At 60.5% G+C, this 25,773-nt stretch carries 29 protein-coding genes and 1 pseudogene; 8 read left to right on the forward strand and 22 right to left on the reverse strand.

Annotated features, from left to right (window positions below):
* Window positions 1–113 precede the first annotated feature (113 nt).
* The 14 genes from ACZ2G3_RS19050 to ACZ2G3_RS19115 form a co-directional block, all read right to left on the reverse strand.
* Window positions 114–2,447, reverse strand: coding sequence for a heavy metal translocating P-type ATPase (locus ACZ2G3_RS19050; RefSeq protein ID WP_419271494.1), 2,334 nt, complete (start codon window positions 2,445–2,447; stop codon window positions 114–116).
* A 604-nt stretch (window positions 2,448–3,051) separates the two neighbouring features.
* A complete protein-coding gene (locus ACZ2G3_RS19055; protein ID WP_419271495.1) occupies window positions 3,052–3,813 on the reverse strand; it encodes a MauE/DoxX family redox-associated membrane protein in 762 nt (253 codons plus the stop codon).
* A gap of 8 nt (window positions 3,814–3,821) precedes the next feature.
* On the reverse strand, window positions 3,822–4,277 hold the full coding sequence (locus ACZ2G3_RS19060) for a DUF411 domain-containing protein (protein ID WP_419271496.1): 456 nt from the start codon (window positions 4,275–4,277) through the stop codon (window positions 3,822–3,824).
* Window positions 4,274–4,735: a Cu(I)-responsive transcriptional regulator gene (gene cueR / locus ACZ2G3_RS19065; RefSeq protein WP_419271497.1), complete on the reverse strand. Its 462-nt coding sequence runs from the start codon at window positions 4,733–4,735 to the stop codon at window positions 4,274–4,276. Before cueR ends, ACZ2G3_RS19060 begins: the two co-directional genes overlap by 4 nt.
* 180 nt (window positions 4,736–4,915) lie before the next feature.
* Window positions 4,916–5,434 carry a DUF305 domain-containing protein gene (locus ACZ2G3_RS19070; RefSeq protein ID WP_419271498.1) on the reverse strand — a complete coding sequence of 173 codons (519 nt, stop codon included), beginning with the start codon at window positions 5,432–5,434 and terminating at the stop codon, window positions 4,916–4,918.
* Window positions 5,431–5,712, reverse strand: a complete 282-nt coding sequence (locus ACZ2G3_RS19075) for a copper-binding protein (protein ID WP_419271499.1) — start codon at window positions 5,710–5,712, stop codon at window positions 5,431–5,433. Before ACZ2G3_RS19075 ends, ACZ2G3_RS19070 begins: the two co-directional genes overlap by 4 nt.
* Window positions 5,713–5,729: 17 nt before the next feature.
* Entirely contained in the window at window positions 5,730–6,209 is a 480-nt protein-coding gene (locus tag ACZ2G3_RS19080; RefSeq protein ID WP_419271500.1) for a cupredoxin domain-containing protein, read from the reverse strand.
* Between the two features lie 33 nt (window positions 6,210–6,242).
* The gene (locus ACZ2G3_RS19085; RefSeq protein ID WP_419271501.1) at window positions 6,243–7,610 is read right to left on the reverse strand and encodes a multicopper oxidase family protein; all 1,368 of its coding nucleotides are present in this window, start codon (window positions 7,608–7,610) and stop codon (window positions 6,243–6,245) included.
* The gene (locus ACZ2G3_RS19090) at window positions 7,607–8,986 is read right to left on the reverse strand and encodes a TolC family protein (RefSeq protein ID WP_470400071.1); all 1,380 of its coding nucleotides are present in this window, start codon (window positions 8,984–8,986) and stop codon (window positions 7,607–7,609) included. The genes ACZ2G3_RS19085 and ACZ2G3_RS19090 overlap by 4 nt, the downstream gene beginning before the upstream one ends.
* A gap of 20 nt (window positions 8,987–9,006) precedes the next feature.
* The gene (locus ACZ2G3_RS19095) at window positions 9,007–9,225 is read right to left on the reverse strand and encodes a hypothetical protein (RefSeq protein ID WP_419271503.1); all 219 of its coding nucleotides are present in this window, start codon (window positions 9,223–9,225) and stop codon (window positions 9,007–9,009) included.
* A gap of 71 nt (window positions 9,226–9,296) precedes the next feature.
* Window positions 9,297–9,704, reverse strand: coding sequence for a hypothetical protein (locus tag ACZ2G3_RS19100; RefSeq protein WP_419271504.1), 408 nt, complete (start codon window positions 9,702–9,704; stop codon window positions 9,297–9,299).
* Window positions 9,705–9,888: 184 nt separating this feature from the next.
* On the reverse strand, window positions 9,889–10,521 hold the full coding sequence (locus ACZ2G3_RS19105) for a transmembrane anchor protein (RefSeq protein WP_419271733.1): 633 nt from the start codon (window positions 10,519–10,521) through the stop codon (window positions 9,889–9,891).
* A gap of 19 nt (window positions 10,522–10,540) precedes the next feature.
* Window positions 10,541–11,269 carry a HupE/UreJ family protein gene (locus ACZ2G3_RS19110; protein WP_458478844.1) on the reverse strand — a complete coding sequence of 243 codons (729 nt, stop codon included), beginning with the start codon at window positions 11,267–11,269 and terminating at the stop codon, window positions 10,541–10,543.
* Between the two features lie 59 nt (window positions 11,270–11,328).
* Window positions 11,329–11,736, reverse strand: a complete 408-nt coding sequence (locus tag ACZ2G3_RS19115) for a hypothetical protein (protein ID WP_458478843.1) — start codon at window positions 11,734–11,736, stop codon at window positions 11,329–11,331.
* Between the two features lie 26 nt (window positions 11,737–11,762).
* On the opposite strand from ACZ2G3_RS19115, the gene ACZ2G3_RS19120 reads away from it, so the two are divergent.
* The 6 genes from ACZ2G3_RS19120 (at window position 11,763) to ACZ2G3_RS19145 (ending at window position 16,151) form a co-directional block, all read left to right on the forward strand.
* Window positions 11,763–12,023 (forward strand): metal-sensing transcriptional repressor, encoded by a 261-nt coding sequence (locus ACZ2G3_RS19120; RefSeq protein ID WP_419271714.1) that lies wholly within the window; start codon window positions 11,763–11,765, stop codon window positions 12,021–12,023.
* Between the two features lie 9 nt (window positions 12,024–12,032).
* Window positions 12,033–13,406 carry an MFS transporter gene (locus tag ACZ2G3_RS19125; protein WP_470400074.1) on the forward strand — a complete coding sequence of 458 codons (1,374 nt, stop codon included), beginning with the start codon at window positions 12,033–12,035 and terminating at the stop codon, window positions 13,404–13,406.
* A gap of 36 nt (window positions 13,407–13,442) precedes the next feature.
* Window positions 13,443–13,811: an IS66-like element accessory protein TnpA gene (gene tnpA / locus ACZ2G3_RS19130; RefSeq protein ID WP_419271493.1), complete on the forward strand. Its 369-nt coding sequence runs from the start codon at window positions 13,443–13,445 to the stop codon at window positions 13,809–13,811.
* The gene (gene tnpB, locus ACZ2G3_RS19135) at window positions 13,808–14,155 is read left to right on the forward strand and encodes an IS66 family insertion sequence element accessory protein TnpB (RefSeq protein WP_419271492.1); all 348 of its coding nucleotides are present in this window, start codon (window positions 13,808–13,810) and stop codon (window positions 14,153–14,155) included. Before tnpA ends, tnpB begins: the two co-directional genes overlap by 4 nt.
* Before the next feature lie 62 nt (window positions 14,156–14,217).
* A complete protein-coding gene (gene tnpC, locus ACZ2G3_RS19140; RefSeq protein WP_419271491.1) occupies window positions 14,218–15,813 on the forward strand; it encodes an IS66 family transposase in 1,596 nt (531 codons plus the stop codon).
* Window positions 15,813–16,151, forward strand: a complete 339-nt coding sequence (locus tag ACZ2G3_RS19145) for a YnfA family protein (RefSeq protein WP_419271490.1) — start codon at window positions 15,813–15,815, stop codon at window positions 16,149–16,151. The genes tnpC and ACZ2G3_RS19145 overlap by 1 nt, the downstream gene beginning before the upstream one ends.
* Before the next feature lie 248 nt (window positions 16,152–16,399).
* Here ACZ2G3_RS19145 and ACZ2G3_RS19150 read toward each other — a convergent pair.
* The 8 genes and pseudogenes from ACZ2G3_RS19150 to ACZ2G3_RS19185 form a co-directional block, all read right to left on the reverse strand.
* Window positions 16,400–16,497 (reverse strand): annotated as a pseudogene (locus ACZ2G3_RS19150) (IS481 family transposase); the annotation flags it as partial.
* A 263-nt stretch (window positions 16,498–16,760) separates the two neighbouring features.
* Window positions 16,761–17,840, reverse strand: a complete 1,080-nt coding sequence (locus ACZ2G3_RS19155) for a hypothetical protein (RefSeq protein ID WP_470400076.1) — start codon at window positions 17,838–17,840, stop codon at window positions 16,761–16,763.
* A gap of 6 nt (window positions 17,841–17,846) precedes the next feature.
* Entirely contained in the window at window positions 17,847–18,008 is a 162-nt protein-coding gene (locus tag ACZ2G3_RS19160; RefSeq protein WP_470400078.1) for a hypothetical protein, read from the reverse strand.
* A 79-nt stretch (window positions 18,009–18,087) separates the two neighbouring features.
* The gene (locus ACZ2G3_RS19165) at window positions 18,088–18,810 is read right to left on the reverse strand and encodes a DUF6602 domain-containing protein (protein WP_419270734.1); all 723 of its coding nucleotides are present in this window, start codon (window positions 18,808–18,810) and stop codon (window positions 18,088–18,090) included.
* A complete protein-coding gene (locus ACZ2G3_RS19170; protein WP_419270736.1) occupies window positions 18,807–19,565 on the reverse strand; it encodes a nucleotidyltransferase domain-containing protein in 759 nt (252 codons plus the stop codon). The genes ACZ2G3_RS19165 and ACZ2G3_RS19170 overlap by 4 nt, the downstream gene beginning before the upstream one ends.
* A 12-nt stretch (window positions 19,566–19,577) precedes the next feature.
* Complete coding sequence (locus ACZ2G3_RS19175; RefSeq protein WP_419270738.1) at window positions 19,578–21,161, reverse strand: Eco57I restriction-modification methylase domain-containing protein; 1,584 nt, start codon at window positions 21,159–21,161, stop codon at window positions 19,578–19,580.
* Window positions 21,158–22,117: a XamI family restriction endonuclease gene (locus ACZ2G3_RS19180; protein WP_419270740.1), complete on the reverse strand. Its 960-nt coding sequence runs from the start codon at window positions 22,115–22,117 to the stop codon at window positions 21,158–21,160. The genes ACZ2G3_RS19175 and ACZ2G3_RS19180 overlap by 4 nt, the downstream gene beginning before the upstream one ends.
* Window positions 22,117–22,278 (reverse strand): hypothetical protein, encoded by a 162-nt coding sequence (locus ACZ2G3_RS19185; RefSeq protein WP_419270742.1) that lies wholly within the window; start codon window positions 22,276–22,278, stop codon window positions 22,117–22,119. Before ACZ2G3_RS19185 ends, ACZ2G3_RS19180 begins: the two co-directional genes overlap by 1 nt.
* 794 nt (window positions 22,279–23,072) lie before the next feature.
* Between ACZ2G3_RS19185 and ACZ2G3_RS19190 the strand changes: the two genes are divergently transcribed.
* Complete coding sequence (locus ACZ2G3_RS19190; protein ID WP_419270953.1) at window positions 23,073–24,269, forward strand: IS256 family transposase; 1,197 nt, start codon at window positions 23,073–23,075, stop codon at window positions 24,267–24,269.
* Between the two features lie 266 nt (window positions 24,270–24,535).
* Entirely contained in the window at window positions 24,536–25,768 is a 1,233-nt protein-coding gene (locus ACZ2G3_RS19195; RefSeq protein ID WP_419270744.1) for an aminopeptidase P family protein, read from the forward strand.
* Window positions 25,769–25,773 lie beyond the last annotated feature (5 nt).

A 25,773-nucleotide genomic window follows, 5' to 3' on the forward strand; every position in this document is an offset into this window, starting at 1 on the left:
AGACACGTGCATAACGACGTCTTTATGCACGTGTCTTAGCTCGCCCAGCCTTCGTCAGGCAGGCGGCCTCAACCGGTCGGTTACGGTTATTGAACGTCTTCCTTTTTGTTTCCTTACAGAGTGACTCGCCGCAGGCGGAGGGCGTTGGCAATAACCGAGACGGAGGACAGGCTCATCGCCGCCGCTGCGATCATTGGCGAGAGCAGAAGGCCGGTGACGGGGTACAGCAGACCCGCTGCGATCGGCACGCCAAGTCCATTGTAGGCGAAGGCGAAGAACAGGTTCTGCTTGATGTTGCGCAACGTCGCCCGCGCCAGCTTGCGTGCCCGGACGATACCCATCAGGTCGCCGCCCAGAAGGGTTATTCCAGCGCTTTCCATGGCCACGTCCGCGCCCGTACCCATTGCGATGCCGACATCGGCAGCGGCCAGCGCAGGCGCGTCGTTCACGCCATCACCCGCCATGGCGATCTTGTGGCCGTTGCGGCGCAGCTGGTCGATCAGCTCTTTTTTGGCTTCCGGAAGAACGCCCGCGCGCACTTCGTCGATGCCCAGCTTGCTCGCCACCGCCTGTGCTGTCCGCACGTTGTCACCCGTCGCCATGATGACGCGCAGCCCCTGAGCGTGCAGTTCGCGGATGGCCTGCGCGGTCGAGTCTTTGATCGGGTCGGCGACCGCCACGATGCCGGTAAGCACTCCATCGACCGCGATGAACATCGCCGTCTTGCCCTCGGCGCGCAGAGTGTCTGCTTTCGCTTCGGCCGCGCCCGTATCCAGTCCCATCTCCTGCATCATGGCCGCATTGCCAAGCGCCACTGTGCGTCCGCCAACCGTGCCGCGCACTCCTTTGCCAGTGACGGCCTCAAAATCCACCGCCTCTTGCCGCATCGCACCCTGTGCTTCGGCGCCTTCGACGATCGCTTCCGCCAGCGGGTGTTCCGAGCCGCGCTCAAGCGCTGCCGCCAGTGACAGCAAGTCCGCTTCGGCCACATCCCCGAGTACCGCAGTATCCGTCAGCTTTGGCTTGCCCATGGTCAGCGTGCCGGTCTTGTCGACAATCAGGGTATCGACCCCCGCCATCCGCTCGAGCGCCTCGGCATCCTTGATCAACACGCCTGCCTGTGCGCCCCGCCCCGCCGCGGTGGTGATCGAAATCGGAGTGGCCAACCCAAGGGCGCAGGGGCAAGCGATGATTAGGACCGACACGGCCGAGGCAATGGCAAAGGCCAGCGAGGGCTCGGGGCCGAAAATCAGCCAAACGACGAAGGCCAAGATTGCGATCCCGACCACCGTCGGCACGAACACCGCCGAAACCCGATCGGCCATCCCCTGGATCGGGGCGCGAGATCGCCGGGCGTTCGAAACCATCGCCACGATTTGCGCAAGAACGGTGTCGGCGCCGACCTTTCCCGCTTCGATCACGAGGCTGCCGTTCTTGTTAATCGTGGCCCCGGTTACCGTATCGCCCGGACTCTTTTCGACCGGCATTGACTCGCCCGTCAGCATGCTCTCGTCCAAGGATGAGCGGCCTTCGATCACCGTGCCGTCCACTGGCACCGCGTCACCGGGGCGCACGCGGAGCCGGTCACCTTCCATGATGTTTTCCAAGGGCGCGTCATATTCTGAGCCATCCGGCAGGATACGCCGCGCGGTCTTTGGGGCGAGGTCCAGCAGCGCTCGAATGGCATCCCCGGTGCGTTCGCGTGCCCGCAATTCCAGAACCTGACCCACGAAAACCAATGCCACGATCACCACCGCCGCCTCAAAGTATGTGCCTACGCCATGACCCATTCGGTAAGCATCGGGAAATACACCGGGTAGGAAGGTCGCGACGAGCGAATACAGGTAGGCTGCACCAACGCCCAGGCTGATCAACGTCCACATGTTCGGCGATCGGTTCACAAGTGAATCCCAACCTCGTTTGAAGAACGGCAAGGCCGCCCAGAGGATGATTGGCGTCGCCAGGGCGAATTCTAGATAGCTTGCGACCTGATGACCAATCCAGTCCCGAACCGGCAGAGCGACTAGCTCACCCATTGTCAGGATGACAAGCGGCACCGCAGCAGCGGCAGAGATCCACATTCGGCGTGTGAAGTCGGTCAGTTCTTCACTTGGCTCGTCTGAAGGCAGCATCGGTTCGAGCGCCATGCCGCAGATTGGACAGTCACCTGGCACATCGCGGACAATCTCCGGGTGCATTGGACAGGTATATTGGGTGTTGACCGGAGCTGCCTTGTTCTGTCCAGCAGCGCGGCCGGAGGCGTAGAACCACGGATCCGCCTTGAATTTGGACTGGCATTTTTCCGAGCAAAAATGAAAAGTCTTGTCTTCGAACGTTGCTTGGCGGCCGTCCGGCTCGACCGCAACTGTCATCCCGCAGACCGGATCCTTTGCCGTCTCGGCTCCTGCCGGAATGTCGCTCTTCGCGTGGTGATGATCGTGGTCCATGTCTTGCCAACCTACCTCTTGATATTGCCGCTTAAGATGCCCTTAATTGAAACCATTAACTTCCTTGCTCTTGATTTTTAAGATCATTTTGTGTGCCCACATCTGCCTTGCACAGGCATTATCCGTGACAACGTCAGTCGGCTTCGGCGCGGGGGGTGCCTGCTGGTGCGTCACCGTTCTCCCCAATGTCAGCAATATAGCTTTTCATTTCCGCAATCTCATTACTCTGCGCCTCAGTGATCACAACTGCGAGCGACCGCACCTTGGGACACAAAATATCTGCGCGTTCGCTGGTCAGGATAGCGATTTGAATGGTGGGGGATCATCGCGAGCATCCAAGCGAGGTCGTCAACGGTCTCTTGGCCTCTTAAAAGCCAAAGAGAAAGCATGAGCGCCAAACCAGCGCCCAAGAATATCGCGGTGTTTTTCTTTCGATCCCCTTATTTGTTTCCGTTGTTATAAGAATTTTATCTAAAACCCATAAGTTTGTGCAGAAGATGGTTCCACACCAGAAATGGAACCTTCCGCTCCGGCGCACTGGAGTGAGCTTTCGTTCTGGCAACCTGGTTTGCTTTGGAGCGCAGCTATCTGAAAGGCAGCGTCATTAACGCGCCAGTATGGTGACCTTGATCAGCATCCAGACGGCCATGGCGATCATCATCAGGTTCTCGGTCAGCGAGACGAAGCCCAAGGGCACGTTGCTGTCGCCGCCGACGCAGGCGCACTTCAGTTCGCGCTTGTCGATATAAACTGCCTTGTAAACGGAAACCGCGCCGATCGTACCGATGAACAGCGCCACCGGGATCGACAGCCACATCAACGCGCCGGCCACCATCAGCACCCCCGCTAGCCCCTCGGCGAAGGGATAGACGTAGCCATAGGGGACCCATCTCTGCGCCAGCAGGTCATAGTTCAGGAACATCGTGGCGAAGCTTTCAACGTCCTTCAGCTTCTGCAGGGCCAGCAGACACATGGCGAAGGCCACCAACCATTCCGCTGCGGCGACGGTGATAAGCTGACCGAACGCGGCCCAGCTCGTGGCCAGGGCCATGGCGGCGGCCATCGCAAACAGCGCGATTACCGGGCGGTAGGTGGTCGCGGTCTTTTCGCGGACGGCCTTCCCGAAATGGCGGCGCAGGTCGTCATAGCCACCAATTCGCTGGCCTTCGATGAAGGTTTGCGGGGTGGTCTGAACGCCATTCTGCTCCTTGAAGGCATCAACCTCGGCGCGGGTTGTCAGGTGATGGTCCTCGACGCGGTAGCCCTCGCGCTTGAGCAGATCGAGCGATTTAAGGCCATAGGGGCACATGTGCTTGGCCATGACCATCCTGTGGAGGGTCGCGGTTTTAGACGCTGCGTTTGCCATTGGAATCCTCAATATCTTGCAAAGACGTCAGTACCAGACGCGTTCCAGAGGATGACCTCGAATGGCTCCGTCTGATCGCCCATTTCCATGCCGGGCGAGCCGATCGGCATTCCCGGAACTGCCAGGCCGACCGCCTCGGGCTTTTGATCCAGCAGGGTGCGGATAGCATCTGCCGGCACATGGCCCTCGATCACATAGCCCTCGACAAGGGCGGTGTGGCAGGACCGGAGAGGCTGGGGCACGGCGTGCTGATCCTTGAAGGCGTCGACATTATCGGACAGGGTTTCCTCGACCGTGAACCCGGCTTCCCGCAGGTGATCGATCCACGCGCCGCAACATCCGCATTCGGGGGAGCGAACCACTGCGATTAGTGTGTTTTCCGGCGTGGGCAAGGCGCCCAGCACAGCGCCTGCCGGAGCAAGAGCTGCTGCCAAGGTTCCGATGAAGATACGCCTGTTGATCATGATGTGATCCTTTCCTGAATAGCGGTGCTGTTTTTGTTCTGATGCTTACGGTTGCCTTGCGTCGGAGCGGTTTGTGATCCCAGGTCCTGCAGGATGGGACAATCCGGGCGCTCGTTTCCGGCGCAGGATCGCGCCAGTTCCTCCAGCGTTCCGGCCATATCCTGGAGGTGCGCGATCTTTTGGCGGAGATCCTGGGCCCGCGCCTGTGCCAGCGCTTTCACATCGGCGCTGCGCCGGTCCTTGTTTCGCCACAGGTCCAGCAAATCGGTGATCCCGGCGATCGAGAAGCCCAGATCCCGCGCCCGCGCAATGAACCGCAGCATGTGGACGTCAGCATCCGTGTAATCCCGATACCCTGCCGGCGTCCGCTCTGCCCGCGGGATCAGCCCGATCTGCTCGTAATAGCGGATCATCTTTGCCGTGACGCCGGACTGGCTGGAGGCTTCTCCAATATTCATGATTGTCGCTCCGTCGCGTGTTCGGGACAGATATGGGGCTTCCCACCATGGTAAGGTCAAGGGCGTGGTAGGTCTTTTCTAATGGGTCGGAGAACGATCAATGACATACCCAACAACGCGCAGCTCACCGCTAGACCGAGAAGAAGTCCGCGCGATCAGAGCCGCGCGGCTTCATGCAATTTACTCAGCGTTTTCTGCCAGCCAGGCTGTCATTTCCTCGATCTCGCCAACTTGCGCGGCGATGATGGCGCCAGCAAGTTTGATCATTTCCGGGTTATCACCATGCTCAAGAAGAACCTGGGCCATGTCGATTGCACCCTGATGGTGGGCAATCATCCCGCAGGCGAAAGCCACGTCGGCATCCTCGTTCATCATGCCGTCGTGCATCGCGGGCATGGTGACCATCATGCGGCGCATGTTCTCCTGAACATGCTCCGGCATGGTTTCCATATCCATGCCGCCCATGCCCATCATGGCGCCCATGCCGCCTGCTTGGTTGCCATGACCGCCAGAGCCTTGGGGCATTTTTCCCATCGGCATCTCGCCCGCGGGTGCTGCCATGGCGCATTGCTCAGGCATCTGGAACTCGGTGTCTTGGGCAAAAAGCGGCGATGCAAGGCTGCATGATGCGACAGCCGCGACGATAAGAGCTTTGTACGAGAGCATTGTCGTTCTCCGATGTTCGGTTTTCCGGATCATTCCAGAATTTCCGTGATGGTCAGCTTGCCGTTCACCCGATCTGCCGCAAAACGGATGTCCTGTCCCTCGCTCAGGTTAGCGAGCATCTCGGGCTCTGCGACCTGGAAGACCATCTTCATGGCGGGCATATCCAGGTTCTTCAGCTCCTCGTGGTCGACGGTCACCTTGCTCCATTGGGTGTCGATCTTGGTGACGGTCCCATTGGTGATGTGCATGTCAGCCAGTGCGGCCCCGGATGTCAGGATCAACGCGGCAGCGGTCAAAGGGATCAGTTTCATGGTCAGGTCCTCGCGGTTCAGGATTTGGTGACGTTCAGGGGGCCGTGCATGCCGGACTCGTAATGGCCCAGCATCAAGCAGGCAAATTCGTATTCACCGGCGTTTTCGAAGGTCCACAGGATCTCGCCGGTCTCGCCGGGCTGAAGACGGACCGCATTCGGGTCGTCATGTTCCATCTCGGGGAACCGCGCCATCAGCTCCTTGTGCTCGGCATTGGCCTCCACCGTGTCCATCACGAATTCATGATCCAGTTCACCCGCGTTGGTAACGACCAGGCGGACAGTCTCTCCCGACACGAACGACAGCTCCGCGGGCTCGAAGATCATCGTGCCCTCGTCGGTTTCCCGCATGGTGACTTCGACGGTCTTCATGTCACCGTCAGAGGCTTCTGCAGGCGCGCCCATGGCGTATTCATCATGGCCACCTGCATGGGTTCCCGCCGCCAGAGTGGCAGTAGGTGAAAGGGCAAGAACAGTAATCAGCATCAACGATTTCATCGCTTTTCCTTTGTGTTGCTCGATAGAGTCAGATCAGCCCAACCGCTTGCCGCCGCGCGGCGTCAGGATGGTCTCGGGGCTGTAGTTGCTGGCATGTTCGGGCAACTCGCCTGTCCACTCCCATGCCTGCGTGCCGGGAGGGTTCTCGAACCAGCCCGGATCGGAATAGTCATCAGGGGCGATGCCTTCGCGCACCTTCACGACAGAGAACATGCCGCCCATTTCGAGCGGACCATGGGGACCCCAGCCCGTCATCATCGGGATCGTGTTCTCGGGGATTTCCATGGACATTTCGCCCATGTCTGCCATGCCGGCGGTGCCCATCGGCATGTAGCCGGGCTGGTGCCGGCGGACCATGTCTGTGACGCGGCTCTTGTTGGCGCCAATGATTGTAGGCAACTCGTGTCCCATGGCGTTCATGGTATGGTGCGACTTGTGGCAGTGGATTGCCCAGTCTCCCAGGTGATCGGCGTTGAACTCATAGGCCCGCATCGCGCCCACGGGGATATCGATGCTCACTTCCGGCCAGCGCGCCTCCGGCCGGACCCAACCGCCATCCGTGCAGGTCACTTCAAAATCATAGCCGTGCATATGGACAGGGTGGTTGGTCATGGTGAGGTTGCCGACCCGGACACGGACCCGATCGCCCCGGTTGACCACCAAGGGATCGATGTCCGGGAAGATGCGGCTGTTGAACGTCCACAGGTTGAAGTTCGTCATCTCGGCGACGCGCGGGATATAGGTGCCGGGATCGATGTCATAGGCGGCCAGCAGGAAGGCAAAGTCTCGGTCTACCGGCATGAAGGCCGGGTCGCGCGGATGCACGATGAACAGCCCCATCATGCCCATGGCCATCTGGACCATCTCGTCGGCATGCGGGTGGTACATGAAGGTCCCGGACTTCACGAGATCGAACTCGTAGACGAACGTCTTGCCGGAGGGGATGCCGGGATGGCTGAGGCCGGACACGCCGTCCATCCCGGAAGGCAGGATCAGGCCGTGCCAGTGAACCGAGGTATGTTCGGGCAAACGGTTGGTCACATAGATCCGGACCCGCTCGCCTTCGATGGCCTCGATCGTCGGACCAGTGGACTGGCCGTTATAGCCCCACAGACGCGCGATCATCCCGTCTGCCATGATGCGCTCGACCGGTTCGGCAACAAGGTGGAATTCCTTGACATTGCCATTCATCCGATAAGGCAGCGACCAGCCGTTCAGGGTCACGACCGGGTTGTACTCGATCCCGGTGGTCGGGCGCGGCGGGACTTGCGTATAGGGGCTGTCGGTGCTGGCGGCTTCGGGCAGATCGCGAAACCGCGTCTCCGCCTGGCCCATGTTGACGGTCAGAGCCGCGGCCCCTGCCCCGATGCCCGCACCCATCAATTGCCTGCGATTCATCATTCGTCCTCTCCGTTTTCAGTTGCGCCACCCCAGATCACGGCCGTGGCATCTGCCTCGGCCAGCCAGTAGTCGCGCTTGGCCTCAGCCGCGCTCAGTTGGGATTCCAGCCCCTCGCGGGCGTCGTTCAGCAGCTCGAAGGTCGAGGTCAGCATGCCGTTGTAGCTGAGCAGCGCCTGCTCATCGATTTCGCGGCGCAGAGGCAGGACCTGGTCGCGCCAGTGCAGGGCGATCTGATGCTTCCCCGTGACCGACGTGTAGGCAGACCGTGCCTCGGACCTGGCATTGATTGCCGACTGCGCCAGGCTGTTGGCCGAGCGCAGGTATTCCAGCTTGCCGCGCCGGGAAATCAGGCCGCTGGTGTCGTAAACCGGAATGCTGAACGCGACGTCGACCACCGGCGAGCGTTCGTTCTCTCCGTCTTCACGTTCGATTTCGACGCCCGCTGCGACCTCTGCGTCCGACAGCATCCGGGTCTGGCCGCCCAATTTGTAGCGCGCGGCCACGGCCTCCAGCTCCAACCGGCCCGCGGCCAGATCGACGCGATTTTCAAGTGCCATCCGTTCGATATTGGTGCGGTTCGGCACGCTGCCCGGAAGTGTTGGCAGGCTGTCGGGAACGTAGAAATCGGTATCGGTTCCCCACAGGCCCAGCAGACGGACCAGCTTTTCCTTTGCCAATTGCGCTTCGAGCCTTGCCTCCGCCTGTTCGGCGGCCAGCTCTGCGGTGAACACATGTTCTCTTGCCTGATCGGCGCGGCTCAGGGCACCCGTTGCGCCCAGTTCTGCGGCCAGTTCGGATGCCGCGTCCGCGGCGCCTTGGGCCCGGCCAACCAAGCTGGCGGCCTCAAACGCACCGACGGCCTCGATCCAGGTCCGGCGGGTTTCATGCGCCAGCGCCAGGGTCTCGCCTGCCGCAGCCAGTTGGGCCTGCCGAAATTCCAGATCGGCCGCCCGCGTGCGGGATTTTTTCGTCACCATGTCCAGAATGGATGACGCCACCGTGCCTTCCACGGACCGGGTGACATCCCCACTGACCAGCCCGGACACGGAGATGCCGACGCTCGGCACTGGTCCCAGGGCCGTCTCCCACAGGTCTGCTGCAGACAAGCCCAGATCGGCATAACTGGCCTGCAGGCCGGGGTTGTTCAGAAGCGCCACCTGCACCGCCTGTTCGGCGCTGATCGTCTTTCCCTGAACGATGGCGCGAACGCGTTGCGCATGGGCCTGCCGCTCAGCCGGAGTCTGAAGCCAGGCCGCCTCTGCTCCCGTCGCCTGCCGGGAGATCCCGGCAACAGTCTCGAACCCTGCCCGCTTATCGCGGGCTTGGTTCATGGTTGCCGTATCCGCGCAGGCCGTCAGCAGCAGCACTGCGCCCATCGAAAGTCCCAATGCCTTTTTCATTCGACACCTGGGCCTTGCGCATCATTCAGCTGAGTCCAGTTTCCCGGCTCCTGAACGGTGCGGCTTCGATAGGTGACGGCGGGACCGGCCTGCAGGGTAGAGACCGGCGACGCGGTATCGGCAACGCTCACAAGGCCGGCAGATGTATCCAGAGGAGGCAGAGGCGCACAGGCCACCGCAAGCAGCGGCATCGCAGCCGCAAACACGAATTTCATGTGAAGATTCCGCTTTTGGATCAGAAGGATGATCGCCGCAGCCTGTCAGGCTACAGCTTGCAACGTTCGGATCAAACCCGCGGAGGGCGGCGCAGTCCTTCGCAGACGGTCAGTTCCACCAGCGGGGCCGTGCTGACAGCATCAAGAGTCTGGCTGATCAGAAAGGCTTGGACCACATCGCTGGATGCCAGGAACGCGGTCGCGGGACAGGCATGGGCCTTGCAGTGCGACCCGTGTCCTTCGGAGGATGTGTCTTCGTCATGGACATGGTCTTCGACAAGAACGGTTCTTGGCGACGCGTGATCTGAACCCTCATGTGCGGAATGCTCGGCATGACTGTCGAACCCTTGAGCGGACGCGGCTGTCAGCATCATCTCGCATTTCAGATCCATCGATGCGTTGCCAGCAGCCACGGTGATGCCCATCGTGACCAGGGTCACGACGAAGAGCATAGCCAGCTGGCGCAGGACGTGGATCATGAGCGATGTGTATTAAGGTCAAAGTTCGACATCAATGCATTTTGAGCGGCTCGCGCACGAATGTTACCGTTTCAGCAGGATCTTGCTACCGGCATTTCGTCTCTCCTCAGGTGTAGGGCAGCAGAAAATGCAGAAGTGAAAAGACCGCCATTCGCGGCTATGAACGCGAATGGCTGCCCAAGGCTCAGTAGGTCTCGACGATGGCGCTGTAGTCGCCGCGCACCTGGATCGTCATGTTGATGGGCGTGCTGTCGCGGTTCCGCCAGAACCAGCCATGATCGCCGTCGAAGGGCGCTTCGATGCTGCCCTCGCCGTCCGTCGCGCCGCTGCCGCGCTCGTAGTCGATGGACTCGCCGCCGCTATGGGCGTGGAGGTCGAAGTTGACCCGGCCGCCTTCGGCGGTCCACGTATATTCGGCCTCGTCTCCGGCCTTCATCGTCATCTTGATCTCGGCGGTGTCACCCGGCTCCAGCGTGAAGGTCACGGTGTCCCTCCAGGTGTCCTGTGCCTCCTGCGCATGGGCCGTGCCGATGAACAGGCCAAGCATGCTGTCCAGAACGCTGGAAGACTGGTCCTGACCGCGCTGCTCGTCCAGCAGGCGGTCGGCCTCAGCCTCCACGGCCAGCTGCATTTTGATCTCGCCCATTTCGGTCAGGCCGGTGACGTGGCCGATCCCGGTCGGGTCGATGCCGTATTCGGCGGGCAGATAAACGGTGGCCGCGATCACCGCCGCACCGATACCGGCCAGAATGCTGGCGCGGCGCAGTTGCGCCCTGGTGGGCAAGTCTTCGAGGTTGGGCTTGGGTGCATTGTGCATGGGACTATCCAATCTGTCTTCAGGTTGAAGCGATGTAGCCGGCGACCTGGTTGAAGGTCAGCCAGATGCCGAGGCCCATCATCACCACGTTGGCGATGGTGGCCTGGCGCAGAAAGTTCGGGCTGCGGCGCCAGTAGCCCATGACGATCAAAATCACGGCCAGGGCCAGCAACTGGCCGACCTCGACGCCGACGTTGAAGGCCAGCAGGTTGGCCAGCAGCCCGTCCTGCGGGATGTCATAGTCAAGGATCTTGGTGGCCAAGCCCGTGCCGTGGAACAGCCCGAAGATCAGCGTGGCGACCTTGGTATTCGGCTGGAGCCCGAACCATTTCTGGTAGGCGCCGAGGTTGTCCAGCGCCTTGTAGACCACGGACAGGCCGATGATCGCGTCGATGATGTAGGCGTTGATGCCCCAGCCATACCACACGCCGAGAAGCATCGTGACCGAATGGCCGATGGCGAAAAGGCTGACATAGATGCCGACGTCCTTCATTCGGTAAAGGAAGAACACCACGCCCAGCAGGAACAGGATGTGGTCGTAGCCGGTCATCATGTGCTTGGCGCCGAGGTAGATGAAGGGGATGATCTGCACCCCCCAGATTTCCTGGATATAACCCGCGTCACCGGCGGTGACGTTATGGGCAAGGGCTTGGGCTGCGGTCAGCAGGACTGCCGCCAGCAGGATCAGGGCCAGCGCGACCGGCTGGCGTGGTGCCAGGGCGCGCAGGACCCTCGAAGTCGAGGGCATGGAAAGGTCTCCGGTATGGTCTGTCTGATCGAGTGAAGGCCGCGCGGTGGCGGCATCGATCAGGCCCGCGGAGGTCGCTCGATCAGATAAACCCGCTGCGGTCCGTCCCATGACGCACGCAGCCGGAATGTGTCGCGATAAGCCATCGGCGGGTGCGAACCGGCGCCGGGGACAAGCATGGCCTGACTGTGATCATGGTCGGCCACATCATGGCTGTGACCGTGAAGCACCCAGAACAGATCCTCTTCGAACCCGTGGGAGTGGCCATGATCGGCGATCATGTCGGTATGCTCTGCCACCACCTCGAAGACTGAAGGGGCATGGCTGGCACTCGGTGCGAGGGACCACACCACCAACGACAGGCAGAGGACCGCTGCAAGTGCGCTTTGCACAAAGGTCCGCACGTGCTTCACCCACCTGCCCTGCCCGCTCGTTCGCGGCACGCTGATCGCGCCGTCTTGTTTCATCCCCTCGGGGGGGATAGCCTGACTGTATGTCACACCCGCATGTTCACGCAAGCCACCCTGCCCTGGTTACCCGGCTGAAACGTGCCGACGGCCACTTGCGGGCGGTGATCGAGATGATCGAGGCCGGAAAACCCTGCCTTGATATCGCCCACCAGCTGCAAGCGGTCGAGAAGGCCGTCATCAATGCCAAGCGGGCTCTCATCCACGATCATATTGATCATTGTCTGGACGCAGATCATTCGGTCGATGATCGCGACGAGATGAAGGCCATTACCCGATACCTCTGAGGTTGCGCCATGCTGGACGTCCTTGCCGACCGCACCTACCGCCACCTCTTTGCGGCGCAGGTGGTGGCGCTTCTGGGCACCGGGCTTGCCACGGTGGCGCTTGGGCTTCTGGCCTTCGACCTGGCGGGTGACAATGCGGCCATGGTGCTGGGCACCGTCTTCACCATCAAAATGGTGGCCTATGTGGGCATTGCCCCCATCGCGGGCGCCTTTGCCAATCGGGTTCCACGCCGGGCCTTCCTCGTAGCACTGGATCTTGTGCGGGCCGCTGTCGCCCTCTGCCTGCCCTTCGTCACCGAGATCTGGCAGGTCTACGTCCTCATTTTCGTGCTGCAATCGGCCTCCGCCGCCTTTACGCCGACCTTTCAGGCAACCATTCCCGACGTGCTGCCGGACGAGGCCCGCTATACCCGAGCGCTCTCGCTGTCGCGACTGGCCTATGATGTGGAAAACATCGTCAGCCCGATGCTGGCCGGCCTGCTGTTGGCTGCCGTCAGCTACAACTCGCTCTTTTTCGGGACCATGATCGGGTTCGCTGCGTCTGCGGCACTGGTCCTCTCGGTCATGCTGCCCAGCCCAAAACCCTCCGAGCCGCGCGGCATCTATGACCGCACCACCCGCGGCATCCGCATCTACCTGGCCACGCCGCGTCTGCGCGGGTTGCTGGCGTTGAACATGGCTGCTGCGGCTGCGGGGGCCATGGTGCTGGTCAATTCGGTCGCGCTTGTGCGGGGCACGCTTGGGCTGGATGCCTCCGCCCTCGCCTGGACATTGCTTGCCTTCGGGGCCGGCTCGATGATTGCGGCCCTGCTTTTGCCACGGGTCCTGGACAGGATGTCAGATCGCCCGGTGATGGTGGGCGGGGCCATTCTGATGGTGCTGACGCTCTTGGGGCTGGCCGGGACGATTGCTGCCCTCGGGCTGACCTGGCCGATGCTGCTGGGTGCCTGGTTCTTTGTGGGGCTTGGATATTCCGCCGTCCTGACGCCGTCCGGGCGACTTCTTCGACGCTCGGCTCATGCCGAGGACCGTCCCGCACTTTTTGCCGCGCAGTTCGCGCTGAGCCACGCCTGCTGGCTGCTTGCCTATCCGCTGTCTGGGTGGCTGATGAGCCGGTTCGGCCCTATTGCAGCACTCGGCGTTCTCGCAGCGCTGGCCGTGATGGGCCTCCTGGCTGCCCTTCGGCTCTGGCCGAGCGATGATGCAGAGATCTTGGAACACACCCACCACAACCTTCCGCTCGATCATCCGCATCTGCAGGGGACACGCCGCCACGCCCACCCCTTCGTCGTGGATGAGCATCATCCCCGGTGGGCCTCACGTAACCGACCGGTTGAGGCCGCCTGCCTGACGAAGGCTGGGCGAGCTAAGACACGTGCATAAAGACGTCGTTATGCACGTGTCTTATCGGGAGAGGCCATGCTGGGTGAGATTTTAGGTGTCGAACGGCGCCGTCGCTGGAATGACGATGAGAAGCTCGAGATCGTGCTGGAGGTCGGCATCGGCGGGGCCTCGGTCACGCAGGTTGCCCAACGGCACGAGCTCACGCGGTCGCAGGTCTATGGCTGGCGCCGTGAGCTGAAGAAGAAGGGGCTGTGGTCGCCGGATCGGGGCGCGCTTTTCCTGCCAGTGGATTTCGGCTCGCTGCCTGATCCGGCACATCCCCCAGCACCCTCTCGACCGGTCCTGATCGAATTGCGGTTAGCCAACGGTCGTTGCCTTCGGTTCGACAGCAGCATGGATGGCCAGGCGCTGACCCGGTTGATCCGGGCCGTGGAAGCGGCATGATCGGTCCTGGCACCGGGGTCCGGGTCTATCTGGCGTGCGGCGCGACCGACATGCGGAAGGGAATTGCCGGTCTCTCAGCTCTGGCCCAGGATGTGCTGCGCCAGAAACCGACCAGCGGCGCAGTCTTCGCGTTCCGTGGCCGCCAAGGTGACCGGCTGAAGCTGCTCTACTGGGATGGCCAGGGCTTCTGCCTCTATTACAAGGTCCTCGAGCGCGGGCGCTTCCCTTGGCCGAACAGCGAGGCCGGGGTCGCGCGGCTGACCTCCGCCCAGCTGGCGATGCTCTGGGAGGGGATCGACTGGCGGCGACCGGACTGGGGCGCTCCCCCAGCTCGGGTCGGGTAGATCATCTAACTGAATCCACTTGTTTTATTGGCCTCTCATGCCGGCGCATGGTATCAGTCGGCATGTCTGATGATGCCGACATTCTCACTGACGACCCCGCGGTCCTGAAGGCGATGATCGCCGTGCTTCAGGCGGAGAATGCGCGCATGTCGGCCACTCTTCAGGCCCACGATCAGCTGGTTCAGGCCTTGCGCCTGCGGATTGCCAAACTCCAGAAGCAGGCCTTCGGCAAAACCTCGGAAAAGATCGAGCGCGAGATCGCCCAGCTGGAGCTGGCGCTGGAGGATCTGCTGGTCGCAGCCGCCGAACAGCGCGACGGGCCGATCGAGGACGATGAGCCTGCCGCGACCGATGCTCCTGTTGCCGAGGCAAAGCCGCGACGCCGTCCGCGCGTGTCGGACGCAACGCCCCGCGAACGGCGTGAGCTCGACCCTGGCACCTGTTGCCCCGACTGTGGAGGTGAGCTGCGAGTGGTGGGCGAGGACGTCAGCGAGCTTCTCGACCTGGTCGCGGCGCAGATGAAGGTCATCCAAATCGCGCGGGTGAAGAAGTCCTGCCGCCGGTGCGAGAAGATGGTGCAGCCTGCGGCCCCGAGCCGTCCGATCACGGGCAGCATGGCCGGTCCGGGGCTGCTGGCCCAGATCCTCGTCTCGAAGTTCGACGACCACCTCCCGCTCTACCGTCAGAGCGAGATCTACGCCCGTATGGGGGCCGATATTCCGGACAGCACGCTGCTGGACTGGTGCGGACGCGCCATGAAGGTGCTCGCCCCTGTCATTGAACGGATTGAGGCCGAGGTGATGGCCGCGCCGGTGCTGCATGCGGACGATACTCCGATCCGCGTGCTGGACCGGTCACGCCGGGACCGCGGCCTCGGCAAAGGGGTCAAGCAGGGTCGTGTCTGGGCCTATGTCTCGGACCAACGACCTTGGGCCGGCACCGCACCACCCGGCGTCGTTTACCGCTTCTCCCCGGATCGAAAGGGAGAGCATCCGCAGCGCCACCTGCAAGGCAGCGGCGGCATCCTGCAAGCGGATGCCTATGCCGGCTTCAACCCGTTCTACGCCCCGCGCGCGGACGGCAGCAGTCAGTTCTGCGAGGCCGCGTGTTGGGCGCACCTGAGGCGCGACTTCCATGATGTCTGGGAGGGCAGGAGGTCCGAGATCGCGCGGGAGGCCCTCGACCGGATCGGCAAGCTCTACGACATCGAGCGCGAGATCGCCGGTCAGTCCGCCGAACTGCGACAGGCGGCGCGCCAGGCGCACTCCCGCCCCATGGTCGATGCCTTCAAGGCATGGGCCGAGGCCCAGCTGCTGCTCATTCCGGGCAAGAGCGATCTCGCCAGGGCCTTCCGTTACGGCCTCAGCCGCTGGCCCTCCTTCGAGCTCTTCCTCGAAGACGGCCGCGTTGGCATCGACAACAACCCGGCCGAGCGCGCCATGCGCCCGATCGGCATCGGTCGGAAGAACTGGCTCTTTGCAGGCTCGGACAGCGGTGGCGAGACACTGGCCCGGGCCATGACCCTGATCGAAACCGCCAAGATGAACGGGCTCGATCCGCAGGCGTGGTTGGCCGACATCCTCGACCGCATCCACGATCACAAGATCAACCGGCTTGACGAGCTGCTGCCGTGGCAGTGGAATGCAGCTTGCCCATGATGAGCGTCCTCGCCTCTGTCGGCATCTATGCGCTGGCTGCTCTTGCCGAGATCGCAGGATGCTTCGCGTTCTGGGCCTGGCTGCGTCTTGGCCGCTCTGCCCTCTGGCTTATTCCGGGCGCCATCTCCCTTGCCCTGTTCGCATACTTGCTGACGCGGGTTGAGGTCGAGTTTGCCGGTCGTGCATATGCAGCCTATGGCGGCATATACATCGCAGCATCCATCGCCTGGCTTTGGGCCGTGGAGGGGCAGATCCCGACCCGATGGGATACCATCGGCGCAATCTTTTGCCTGACCGGCATGGCGATCATCTTGGTCGCCCCGATGCTTCAGAAGTGACCTGCGGTCTCAATCGGGCGGTTACGGCCTCACAGCTGTAGAGATCGCCTCATGTCAGCATGACCAGAATGTCATCAACACTGCATAAGGCCGATTTATGCATCATCCGTCTGTATTGTGACTCGCGATCAGTGGCTTGCCCTATGGTTCAATGACGAACCCTCGAAACACTCGGGCGGCTTCCGCTCCTAAGCGCGATTGAAGTGCCATGGTGACTAACCTGCAGCCTAGGTGTTCAATCCCGGCATCTAGTGGATTGGGTTACGATGAATCTGTCTGGCTCGGATGTCCAGATCTTGCAGATGTATTCGTAGGGCGTGAGGCCGCTGAGGGTCTTGAGCTGTCGCTTGTGGGGGTCGATTTCGCGGACCTGCAAGCCGTTCTGCAAAGGAGCGGATAAGGGGCATTTGGCCAAGCGACTACGGCGGAAATCTCAATAAAGACTCTCATTGCGCGAGCATCTGGGGCACCGGGCGTTTCCGCCTTGGATCGTCGAGGTTTCCGAACCGGACTCTGCTGCTCCCTTACCGCAATCACAGCAACTGGCGCTTGGTTTCTTCTTTGCCAGCTCCTGAGTTGAAATTTTTTGCATGAAATCATTCTTTCTTTTTATGAAAGTGAGAGGCCAACACCGGGTATAAGGCTGTCTTCCAAGTGTTCCACAACCCTGAAGCAGAGCTCGGCAAAGCGCCTGATGTCTTCGCCGATCAGTGTTATGGTCTCGCCGGGCTCATGATCTTCGGCGAAGCGGGCGTAGTGCTCATCGGCTATGCCAAGATTGTGGCCGAGAACATGGCGCTTCTGGATATTTAAGCGGATATGATCGATCTCCACAGCGTCAAGGCGGTCGAATGGGTCCAGGCCAATCTTGGCAAATACCTCGCGACCGCGTTCGACATTCTGAAAGGCATTGCCGACAGCCTTCTTCCCGGTAAGCTTCTCAAGCTGCTCTGGCAGGTGGGTACGCACAAGATGCGCGTGTACTGTCTTGAGCGTCGCCTCAAAGGCGGTGAGTACATCTTCATGGGCGTTGCCCATGATGCGGTAGGCAATCTCTCCCCTACCCTGCGTGTCGAGTTCGTCGGCCAGGGCGATCTGCTCCTGAACAAGCTCGATCTCGCGTCGAAAATGCAGCGCGACATTCGGTGATCCGCAATCTGAGCAGAACAGCGCAAGTGCGTAGACGCCATAGGCACGGGCGCAGACATTGCACCCAAGGCTACGGAGCAAGTCTTCCCGGATCGCCAGCGGTTTCGGGCGGCGGCGCGGCTTGTGCTCCATTTTCATCGTGATGAAACTGCCGCGCGGCTGCTTCCGGTTGAAGTTCTTGGCCCAATCGCCAAGGAAGCTGTTCACGTCATTTTCTGCCATCCAGAGGGCGTGCTTTTTCACGGCCTCGATGTCATCGGCATGAGTGAACGCTTCATCCTCGGCAACATGACCGGAATACGGGCAGACCGTCTGCCCTGGTCCGGGCTCTCGCCGGATGCGGGGCCGATGCTCCTCGACGATGGAACGGTCCTCTGGCGCTTCACCAATCAGGAACAAGCGCGGCGTGGCGTTGGGATTCGGAGAATACTGATAGATCTTGCCGGACGGGCTTTTCGGCACGGGAAGCGAAAGCTGCATCCGATCACGTGTTCCGCCAACGCGGTATTTTTCAAGCTGGCGGAACCGCAAGTCTTTCATGGCCGGTCACTTGCAGGGTTTGGTTGTCTGCTTGTAGGTTGTCTTCGGACTGCTCGCGACTGTCTTGTTGGACACGAATTTCCCTGTAGCAGCGCTCTTGTTCACCGTGCGCGGCCCATTGCCGCCGCCGCTCTTGCTTCCGCTCTTCGCCATGGTCACGTTCTCCATATGGTGTGCCGGAATCGGTTCATACCCCTAGATATACCACAAATTAGCCCCGGTACAAAGAAGGAACACGCACTGTGCGTTACTTGGTCAACCAGCGCGCATAGGCACGAATATCGATCATGGGAACTGTTGCCTTGCTCTGGAGCTGTGCGATCAGTTCTAGAAGGAATGCAGCGGCAGGCTTGCCCTGCTTGCTCAAAGTATAGGAGCCGGATGGATTGAGGATGAATCCGCCATGAGCTGCAATGCAGCCTATATCAAGCCGACCTGACGGTTCACCGGCCATGAGACCATCTTCCAAGGCTTTCCCAAGAGGAGGGTTCCAGTCACTTTCAAAAGTCAACAAACCACCCAAGATCGATGCCAGAGGCTTCGGATCAAACATACCGCCCGCATGCGGGATCGGAAGACTTGTGCGGTGCAGGCCCCGAACGCTCGCGACCTTTTCCTGTGCATAGGCAACTTGACCAGCGTTTATCGATTGCTTGGCCTCAAACACCGCATAGATACTTTCGGCCGGGACAATAATTTGCCCTTCGAAATGAAATATAAAAGGGGAATACTGGCGGTCGAAAATGACGATATCGATCTGCTGGCTGAAGGCCCCCGTGCTATCGACCACATGAGCGGTTTCGGCCTGATATCTCTGCGGGAGATAGGTCTTCAGAAGCTCAAGCCAGACTCGTTCGCTGGCATCCCCTTTTGTGACAGGATGCGCGAAGGCTTTTCGTGCTGTCGCTAGCCGCCGCTCGATGTCATCGTGCAAGCCAGCCAGAAGCGCGGGAAGGGACCATCCGCTCATGCAATGATCTCTCCCCACGTCTTTGCGGCAAGGGCACGCTCGGCCGCTGCCTTCACTTTACCCTTCTCGGCCGCCGTAAGGTCCTCGGAGATGATGTTGTTGGTATTGGCCGGATCGATGATACGGGCGGCCGGGAACGTGTCGCGAAGATACCGCAATACTGTCAGAACATTCTGCGCTAGCGTACCGTACGTCCCGGCAAGGGCGTTGATGACAGCGAGCTCCAAATAGAACGATGGAAAATCCAGCCCCTTTTGGTTCCGCCAGAGCTTGATAAGACGCGCTTCGGAAACGCGTCCGCTTTGAGATATATAGTTGATGTGCGTCGCGACGTTAGTCTTGGTCCATGTATCGGCCTTCCGGCGATAGAGGCTGTGATCGTGGCTGTAGAAGTCTTGACGCTTAGCGGGGACCAAATCGACATCATAGCCGTTCACGGTGATGTTGATCGAGACGTTCTGGGCCTTGGGCTTGTACCCCAACTCCGTCATTCTCTGAAAAAGCTTTGTGTAAATATCCTTCAGGGTCTCAGGCGTGTTGTGTGCAAGGGAGACAAAAATATCGATATCGGTGCCGCTTTTGTTGGCTGTGCCCTTTGCAAATGATCCGCTCGGAGACAGGTCCGCAAGATAGCCCCCTGACCATTGTACAATAGCTGGCCTCAACGCTCCTATTACGCTTCGAACCGGCAAGGTAAGTCCAGTATCTACTGCCTCACGCAAGAGGATGGACCGGAGGTAGGCGTCAGCACTCATAGCGACCACACTTCACGCGACCGCGCGGGTTGGGAAGAATGAACCCTGCCACGCTATGTCGATGCCTTGCAGTTTGTTGATGAGATCATGCGCCGGAAAGCCCCGGAGCTCTTTTGGCTCCAGTTTGTGCAGGCCGCCGCCATAGACCCTGCCATGCCCGAGGAGCTCGTCGGTGTCTATCTCGTTCAAGAACGTCCATGCCGTGCGCAGTGCTTCAGGATTGTCTTGCATGAAACGTGCAAGGGCCGGCTTCGGGTAAAGCATGAGATAGGTATTGAGAGCGGTCGCCTGGGAGTGATTGAGGATGAAGCGGAACGGCTTCCCTCCAGCTCGGCTCCTGCCCATGTAAGTGCAAATGATCGGTGCTGGCGGGCGATTTTCCTGGGTGTACCACGGCCGCCGCGATCGGCAAAGATACCCTTCCGCAACGGGCTTCTCTCCGGTCTTTCCCGTGTCGAGATAGGCTTTGAGGGTGGGAAAGCGCCGCTCAATCTCGTCGTCGCTGATGCGAGGATCGAGAAGGAAAAGCTGCTTGTCGAGGGCTGGCCAGCCTTTTTCATCGGCCTTGATTTCATCCTCTGGCAGATAGCGGCTACCAGGAAGAAGCGGCCGGAACATCTCCATCGGCAGATGCCGGGCCTCGATCTGCGCCTCGTCCATGACAAAGAAGCTGTTGTCGCCGGTGGCAAGGCCACGCTTTACGTCGAACAGATCGCCAAGGGTGATCTCAGATCGGACGCTTGCGGCTTCGGCTTGTGGGTAGCGCGTCCATTTTCGCTCATGTGTGAGCTCCGATGCCAAGACCAGACGCTCTACGGCGGGCGCAGCAAGTGAGCCGCCATAGGTAAAGCGGACCTCGTGATCGCGCGGGGGCGGCGTGTTCTTGATCCAGACCACGGCCGACGACACTAGAGCATCGGCAAACTGCACATCGGCTGGATCAAAGCGGTGAATGTGGAGAAGCGTTACCTTCTCCAGAAGGTACGATTTAAGCATGCGTCCATAATTCACGCCCATGAATTCGCTCGGGATCAACCATCCGGCGATAGCCCCTGGCTCCATCCATGGATGTGCAAGGCCCATAAAATAGCAGTAAAGGCCAGAGAGGCCGCCGATCCTTACGCCACATGCCTGCTCGGTCTGAAACGGAAGGCGGGCCTTTGCTTCTGCATCAAGATGGTGATGCCGCACATAGGGCGGATTGCAGATCAGGAGGTTCGCCCTGCCTTGCCCTTCTGGTGCCTGCGCTTGTGTGAAGTCCTCGAAGCGCAGCTCAAGGGGGCTGCCCCGCCAAAGTGCGGCGGCTGGATTACCATAATGGGGATCAATCTCGAAGCCTTTCGCTTCAGCTACACGATCCGGCTTTGCCACGGCACAAAGCGCAGAATAGAATGAACCGGTTCCGATGGCGGGGTCCAGAAACTTGATCGGCTCACTAGGTGGGAGTTGATCAATCCCATAGCACAGAATGTCACGTGCAAGGGCAGTCGGCGTGGCAAACTGCCCAAGGCGGTTGCGCTCCTCCGCTGTTTTTCCGCTGTCCAGCCGGGCCTGAAGCTCAAGCCGTTGTTTTTCTAAGGCTTCTATCTTACTCATAGCCCAAACTCCGCCAGATCATCGATCCGGTGCTCCCATACCCAATCGATCCCTTCGGAGGCCCCGTAGCCCAGATAGCCGCTGTCGAAATACCCGCAGAGGAACAGGTTGAACCGGACGTTCTCGCCGTAGTTGCTGCGTAGCTGGGCCATCTTCACGGTTTCCTCTTTTCGGCGCTTGTTTGTATTTGTGAAATCCCCTGCCGACTTTGCCTCGAAGAAGATGGGCAGTTCGGCCGGGTCGGAACCGAGAGGTTTAATCACTGCGTCAACGGGGATGTTGATCGTCGTCAGGCCCCCTTCGAGCTTGACGGGAACGTTCATCCGAAAACTGAACGTGCCCGGTAGCATCGCATTGAAACGTGAACCGTCTCCGCCGGTGAGCTGACGATAGCCTCTTGCTTCCAGCCATGTCTTGATACTGGCAAGCTGACGCTTCTCCTGCGCGTTGCGAATGATCGGGTTGGCGACCGCACCACAAAGCCGGTCGGCCACAATGGTAGCGGCACGGTGCTTCTCAACGTCTGTTGCAGGTTCCGTTCTGCCAAGCCAAACAAAAATATCGGGGTCCGCCATTTTTTCGATGATATCGCCGATTTTGGTCAGCTGAAGGTCAAGCTCTGCCTGTGCCATCCGCGAAGGAAGCTTGTTCATCTCCAGGTTCTTGACAAGATTGGTGGATACCACTGCCAGACCGATGATCCGGTCCACGGCTAAAGGTGGGCATGTAGACATGCGCAAGGTGGGGAGAACACCTGGCCAGCGGCGTAGCGTCTCTGGGCGGATATTGGTGAGGTTCTCAGTGTTCGCGAGCGCGGCTTCAACATCCTTCGTTACCTTGAGCCGGGTTTCCCTGAAGGCTTGCGGTGCAAACCGCATAAACCAGTCATTGTACATATCGACGGAGGCTGCGATATCGGCTTTCCAGTTTTGAGGCTTGTCGAGATTTACAGGCATTAGGTGATCTTCTTGGTTGCTTTGTAGAGGTCCCACATTTCCTCAAAGAGCTTGCGGATTGTGATATCGCGTCCAGCCGCCTCGGCCTTGACAGCAATGGCCAGCTCCGGACTGAGCGAAACACCGACGATTTTGCGCGGCTTTATATGAGTGTCTGGCATGTTCTGATCCTCCTCTTGCAAGGTCGACCTGTCGACTATCGATGTCAAGCACTGCACAATATTTAGTGCATGATACCTGTGGATGACTTTTTTTACGCTAGATCGACGAGCATGCCGTGTCGGCCTACGGCAGATAAGGCACTGTCAGAAAAACCTCCGATTTTCTTACGATCCCAAAGCTGAGCATCTTGTGACCTACATCGCTTTGTGGCGGGTTTCTTCATGGCTAAATGGCGGTCTGCTGGCGCTTGAGGGTGCGATAGGCGGTGGGCCGGGACACCGAGAGAACTCGGCCAAATCGCTGATGCTGTAGTCGCCGGTAGACTGCTGCCACCGTCGCGTCCGGAACGTGCCAGAAGTTACACCCGATCTCGCGGTGGGTTGTCGAGCGATGCCGGCCGGGTGGCACTGCGATCGACGCCAAGCTGCAGCATGCCCACAATGATGCAGCGCTCGGAGAGGGGGAGGCGCGATGCCAGGTGAACTCCTCGATCCGCGAAAGCCCAGCAAATTATGGCCTGTCGCGTTTCAGGACAGAACCCATCGGAGGTATTATAATACCTCAGTAAACCGTCTTATGTCACATACGACGGTGTGTTTGCTTTTGCGATCAACCTGATCCGTGGGTATTAGCACTCAGTGTCTCTCGAAAGGCCGCGTCCCAGCAGTTGGTGTAGGAGGCCGCGCGCGGAGCCCCGGCGTAGCATAGCGCGCGGCCGACGGTGACGCTGGTGGTCATCGCCGATCTTCGGAATGGTTTGGGTTGCGAGACCTTAAACCAAATGGAGATGACGATGACCGACGAGAGAATGGCACTGATTGATCTGATCGAGAAGCAGGCTGACACGGATCTGGTGCGCGAGATGCTAGCCTTCGCGGCCGACCGGATCATGGAATTGGAGGTGGAGCTGCGCACCGGTGCGGCGAAGGGCACACGCTCGCCGCTGCGCGAGGTGCAGCGCAACGGATACCGGGAACGGGACTGGGACACGCGTGCGGGTCGGATCGCGCTGGAGATCCCCAAGCTGCGCAAGGGCAGCTACCTGCCGAGCTTCCTCGAACCCCGGCGCACGGCCGAGAAGGCCTTGGTGGCGGTGATTCAGGAAGCCTACGTCCAAGGCATCTCCACTCGCTCGGTGGACGACCTGGTGAAGGCCATGGGCGCTGGCGGCATGTCCAAGAGCCAGGTCAGCCGGCTTTGCGGCGAGATCGATGAACGGGTGAACGCCTTCCTGACCCGGCCGCTGGAAGGCGCATGGCCCTATCTTTGGCTGGATGCCACCTATCTGAAGGTCAGGGAAAGTGGCCGCATCATCAGCCGTGCCGTGATAGTGGCCGTTGCGGTGAATGAAGATGGCAAGCGGGAGGTGCTGGGTGTGGCCACCGGGCCATCTGAAGCGGAGACCTTCTGGACCGACTTTCTCCGCAGCCTCGCCGACCGCGGGCTGCGCGGCGTGAGGCTGGTCATCGCGGACGATCACAAGGGTCTGCGCGCGGCCGCCCGCCGGGTCTTCAACGCGTCGCAGCAAAGATGTCGCGTTCACTGGATGCGGAATGCACTGGCGCATGCTCCCGCCAAGAGCCGCGCAGCGGTCGCCGCGATGTTGAAAACGATCTTCGCCCAGGAAACCAAGGCCGAGGCCGAAGCCCAGTGGGGTGTTGTCGCCGATGCCCTCCGCGAGAAGCAGCCCAGGCTCGCAGCCATGATGGACGCCTCCCGCGACGACGTGCTCGTCTACATGGACTTCCCGCGCGGGCACTGGACGCAGATCGCGTCCACGAACCCGCTTGAACGGGTGAACCGCGAGATCAAGCGTCGCGCCGACGTTATCGGGATCTTTCCGAACGACGGCGCCATCATCCGCTTGGTCGGCGCGCTCATGCTGGAAACCAACGATGAATGGGCGGTCGCACGACGATACATGAGCCTTGAAACCCTGGCCCGCGTCACCGACAATCCCAATGTCAGGCTGCCCGCCGTGGCTACCTGATCAGACTCGGACCTTTCCGGAGGTCGGCGCTCTTACACCAGTCGGTGGGACACTATCTTTCGAAATGCATCAGTGACGAAGACAGGTACCGTGTTACTGACTTGGTTACGCCAAAGTAAAGCTGCGAAAACACCCAGGGCATTCAGCGGCGAATGATCTCATGCGCCAACCCATTACAAAACCAAATCGCGCAATTAGCATTGCTCTTTTGACGCACTCCATCCACGGCCGCATCCTGCCTGCAATCTGTCACAGGAGAGGATGCAATGACCGAACGCGAACGACTTCAGAATTTCGTCAATAATGGCCGGAAAGCCAAGGGCACCTTCTCGGCCGCCGAGATGCAGCGCCGGCTGGACGCAATCCGGGCGCACATGGCCGATACCGGCGTCGATGCGGCGCTGTTCACGTCCTATCACAACATCAACTACTACGCCGATTTCCTCTACTGCCAATTCGGACGGCGCTACGGCTTCTTCGTGGACCATGACAAAGCGACCTCGATCAGCGCCGGGATTGACGGCGGCCAGCCCTGGCGGAGGACCTTCGGCGGCGGCAATCTCACCTATACCGACTGGCGAAAAGACAACTACTTCTACGCGATCCGCCAGATCATAGGGGGGGCCCGCCGCATCGGGATTGAGTTCGACCACGTTAACATCGACCTGCTCTCACAGCTGAAATCCGAGTTCCCGGGCGTCGCGTTCGTCGACATCGCTGCCCCCGCCATGCGCCTGCGGATGATCAAGTCTGCCGAAGAGATCACCCATATCACCGAGATGGCGCGTATCGCTGATCTCGGCGGTGCCGCCTGCGTCGAGGCGACCGCAGTGGGCGTTCCTGAGCACGAGGTTGCCCTGCATTCCACCGCCACGATGGTTCGCGAGATCGCCAGATCCTGGCCCGAGGGCGAGCTCTTGGACACCTGGACCTGGTTCCAGTCGGGCATCAACACGGATGGTGCCCACAACCCGGTCACCTCCCGCCAGATCCAGCGCGGGGATATCCTTTCGCTGAACTGCTTCCCCATGGTTGCGGGCTACTATGTCGCACTGGAGCGCACGCTTTTTGCGGAAGAGGCCAGTGACACGCATCTGCGCCTGTGGGAGTTCAACTGCAAGGTCCATGATCGCGGCAAGGAGCTGCTGGTCCCCGGCGCCCGGTGTTCCGAGATCGCTGCCGAGTTGAACGAGATGTATGCCGCCGAGAACCTGCTGCAGTACCGCAGCTTCGGTTACGGCCACAGCTTCGGGGTCCTGTCGCACTACTACGGGCGCGAGGCCGGGCTGGAGCTGCGCGAGGACTGCGACACTGTCCTCGAGCCCGGCATGGTCGTCAGCATGGAGCCGATGATCACTATTCCCGAAGGCATGCCGGGTGCCGGCGGCTACCGGGAACACGACATCCTGGTGATCGAGGACCAAGGCAACCGCAACATCACCGGCTTTCCCTATGGGCCCGAGCACCTGATCATCAAAGGCCGCGCCAAGGCTGCCTGACCCTC

Source organism: Paracoccus sp. KKT209, assembly GCF_055635455.1.

Coding starts and splice junctions, on each gene's coding strand:
- ACZ2G3_RS19050 (WP_419271494.1), bottom strand. CDS start 2,447: ATGGACCACGATCATCACCACGCGAAGAGCGACATTCCGGCAGGAGCC.
- ACZ2G3_RS19055 (WP_419271495.1), bottom strand. CDS start 3,813: ATGGCAAACGCAGCGTCTAAAACCGCGACCCTCCACAGGATGGTCATG.
- ACZ2G3_RS19060 (WP_419271496.1), bottom strand. CDS start 4,277: ATGATCAACAGGCGTATCTTCATCGGAACCTTGGCAGCAGCTCTTGCT.
- cueR (WP_419271497.1), bottom strand. CDS start 4,735: ATGAATATTGGAGAAGCCTCCAGCCAGTCCGGCGTCACGGCAAAGATG.
- ACZ2G3_RS19070 (WP_419271498.1), bottom strand. CDS start 5,434: ATGATCCGGAAAACCGAACATCGGAGAACGACAATGCTCTCGTACAAA.
- ACZ2G3_RS19075 (WP_419271499.1), bottom strand. CDS start 5,712: ATGAAACTGATCCCTTTGACCGCTGCCGCGTTGATCCTGACATCCGGG.
- ACZ2G3_RS19080 (WP_419271500.1), bottom strand. CDS start 6,209: ATGAAATCGTTGATGCTGATTACTGTTCTTGCCCTTTCACCTACTGCC.
- ACZ2G3_RS19085 (WP_419271501.1), bottom strand. CDS start 7,610: ATGATGAATCGCAGGCAATTGATGGGTGCGGGCATCGGGGCAGGGGCC.
- ACZ2G3_RS19090 (WP_470400071.1), bottom strand. CDS start 8,986: ATGGGCGCAGTGCTGCTGCTGACGGCCTGCGCGGATACGGCAACCATG.
- ACZ2G3_RS19095 (WP_419271503.1), bottom strand. CDS start 9,225: ATGAAATTCGTGTTTGCGGCTGCGATGCCGCTGCTTGCGGTGGCCTGT.
- ACZ2G3_RS19100 (WP_419271504.1), bottom strand. CDS start 9,704: ATGATCCACGTCCTGCGCCAGCTGGCTATGCTCTTCGTCGTGACCCTG.
- ACZ2G3_RS19105 (WP_419271733.1), bottom strand. CDS start 10,521: ATGCACAATGCACCCAAGCCCAACCTCGAAGACTTGCCCACCAGGGCG.
- ACZ2G3_RS19110 (WP_458478844.1), bottom strand. CDS start 11,269: ATGCCCTCGACTTCGAGGGTCCTGCGCGCCCTGGCACCACGCCAGCCG.
- ACZ2G3_RS19115 (WP_458478843.1), bottom strand. CDS start 11,736: ATGAAACAAGACGGCGCGATCAGCGTGCCGCGAACGAGCGGGCAGGGC.
- ACZ2G3_RS19120 (WP_419271714.1), top strand. CDS start 11,763: ATGTCACACCCGCATGTTCACGCAAGCCACCCTGCCCTGGTTACCCGG.
- ACZ2G3_RS19125 (WP_470400074.1), top strand. CDS start 12,033: ATGCTGGACGTCCTTGCCGACCGCACCTACCGCCACCTCTTTGCGGCG.
- tnpA (WP_419271493.1), top strand. CDS start 13,443: ATGCTGGGTGAGATTTTAGGTGTCGAACGGCGCCGTCGCTGGAATGAC.
- tnpB (WP_419271492.1), top strand. CDS start 13,808: ATGATCGGTCCTGGCACCGGGGTCCGGGTCTATCTGGCGTGCGGCGCG.
- tnpC (WP_419271491.1), top strand. CDS start 14,218: ATGTCTGATGATGCCGACATTCTCACTGACGACCCCGCGGTCCTGAAG.
- ACZ2G3_RS19145 (WP_419271490.1), top strand. CDS start 15,813: ATGAGCGTCCTCGCCTCTGTCGGCATCTATGCGCTGGCTGCTCTTGCC.
- ACZ2G3_RS19155 (WP_470400076.1), bottom strand. CDS start 17,840: ATGAAAGACTTGCGGTTCCGCCAGCTTGAAAAATACCGCGTTGGCGGA.
- ACZ2G3_RS19160 (WP_470400078.1), bottom strand. CDS start 18,008: ATGGAGAACGTGACCATGGCGAAGAGCGGAAGCAAGAGCGGCGGCGGC.
- ACZ2G3_RS19165 (WP_419270734.1), bottom strand. CDS start 18,810: ATGAGCGGATGGTCCCTTCCCGCGCTTCTGGCTGGCTTGCACGATGAC.
- ACZ2G3_RS19170 (WP_419270736.1), bottom strand. CDS start 19,565: ATGAGTGCTGACGCCTACCTCCGGTCCATCCTCTTGCGTGAGGCAGTA.
- ACZ2G3_RS19175 (WP_419270738.1), bottom strand. CDS start 21,161: ATGAGTAAGATAGAAGCCTTAGAAAAACAACGGCTTGAGCTTCAGGCC.
- ACZ2G3_RS19180 (WP_419270740.1), bottom strand. CDS start 22,117: ATGCCTGTAAATCTCGACAAGCCTCAAAACTGGAAAGCCGATATCGCA.
- ACZ2G3_RS19185 (WP_419270742.1), bottom strand. CDS start 22,278: ATGCCAGACACTCATATAAAGCCGCGCAAAATCGTCGGTGTTTCGCTC.
- ACZ2G3_RS19190 (WP_419270953.1), top strand. CDS start 23,073: ATGACCGACGAGAGAATGGCACTGATTGATCTGATCGAGAAGCAGGCT.
- ACZ2G3_RS19195 (WP_419270744.1), top strand. CDS start 24,536: ATGACCGAACGCGAACGACTTCAGAATTTCGTCAATAATGGCCGGAAA.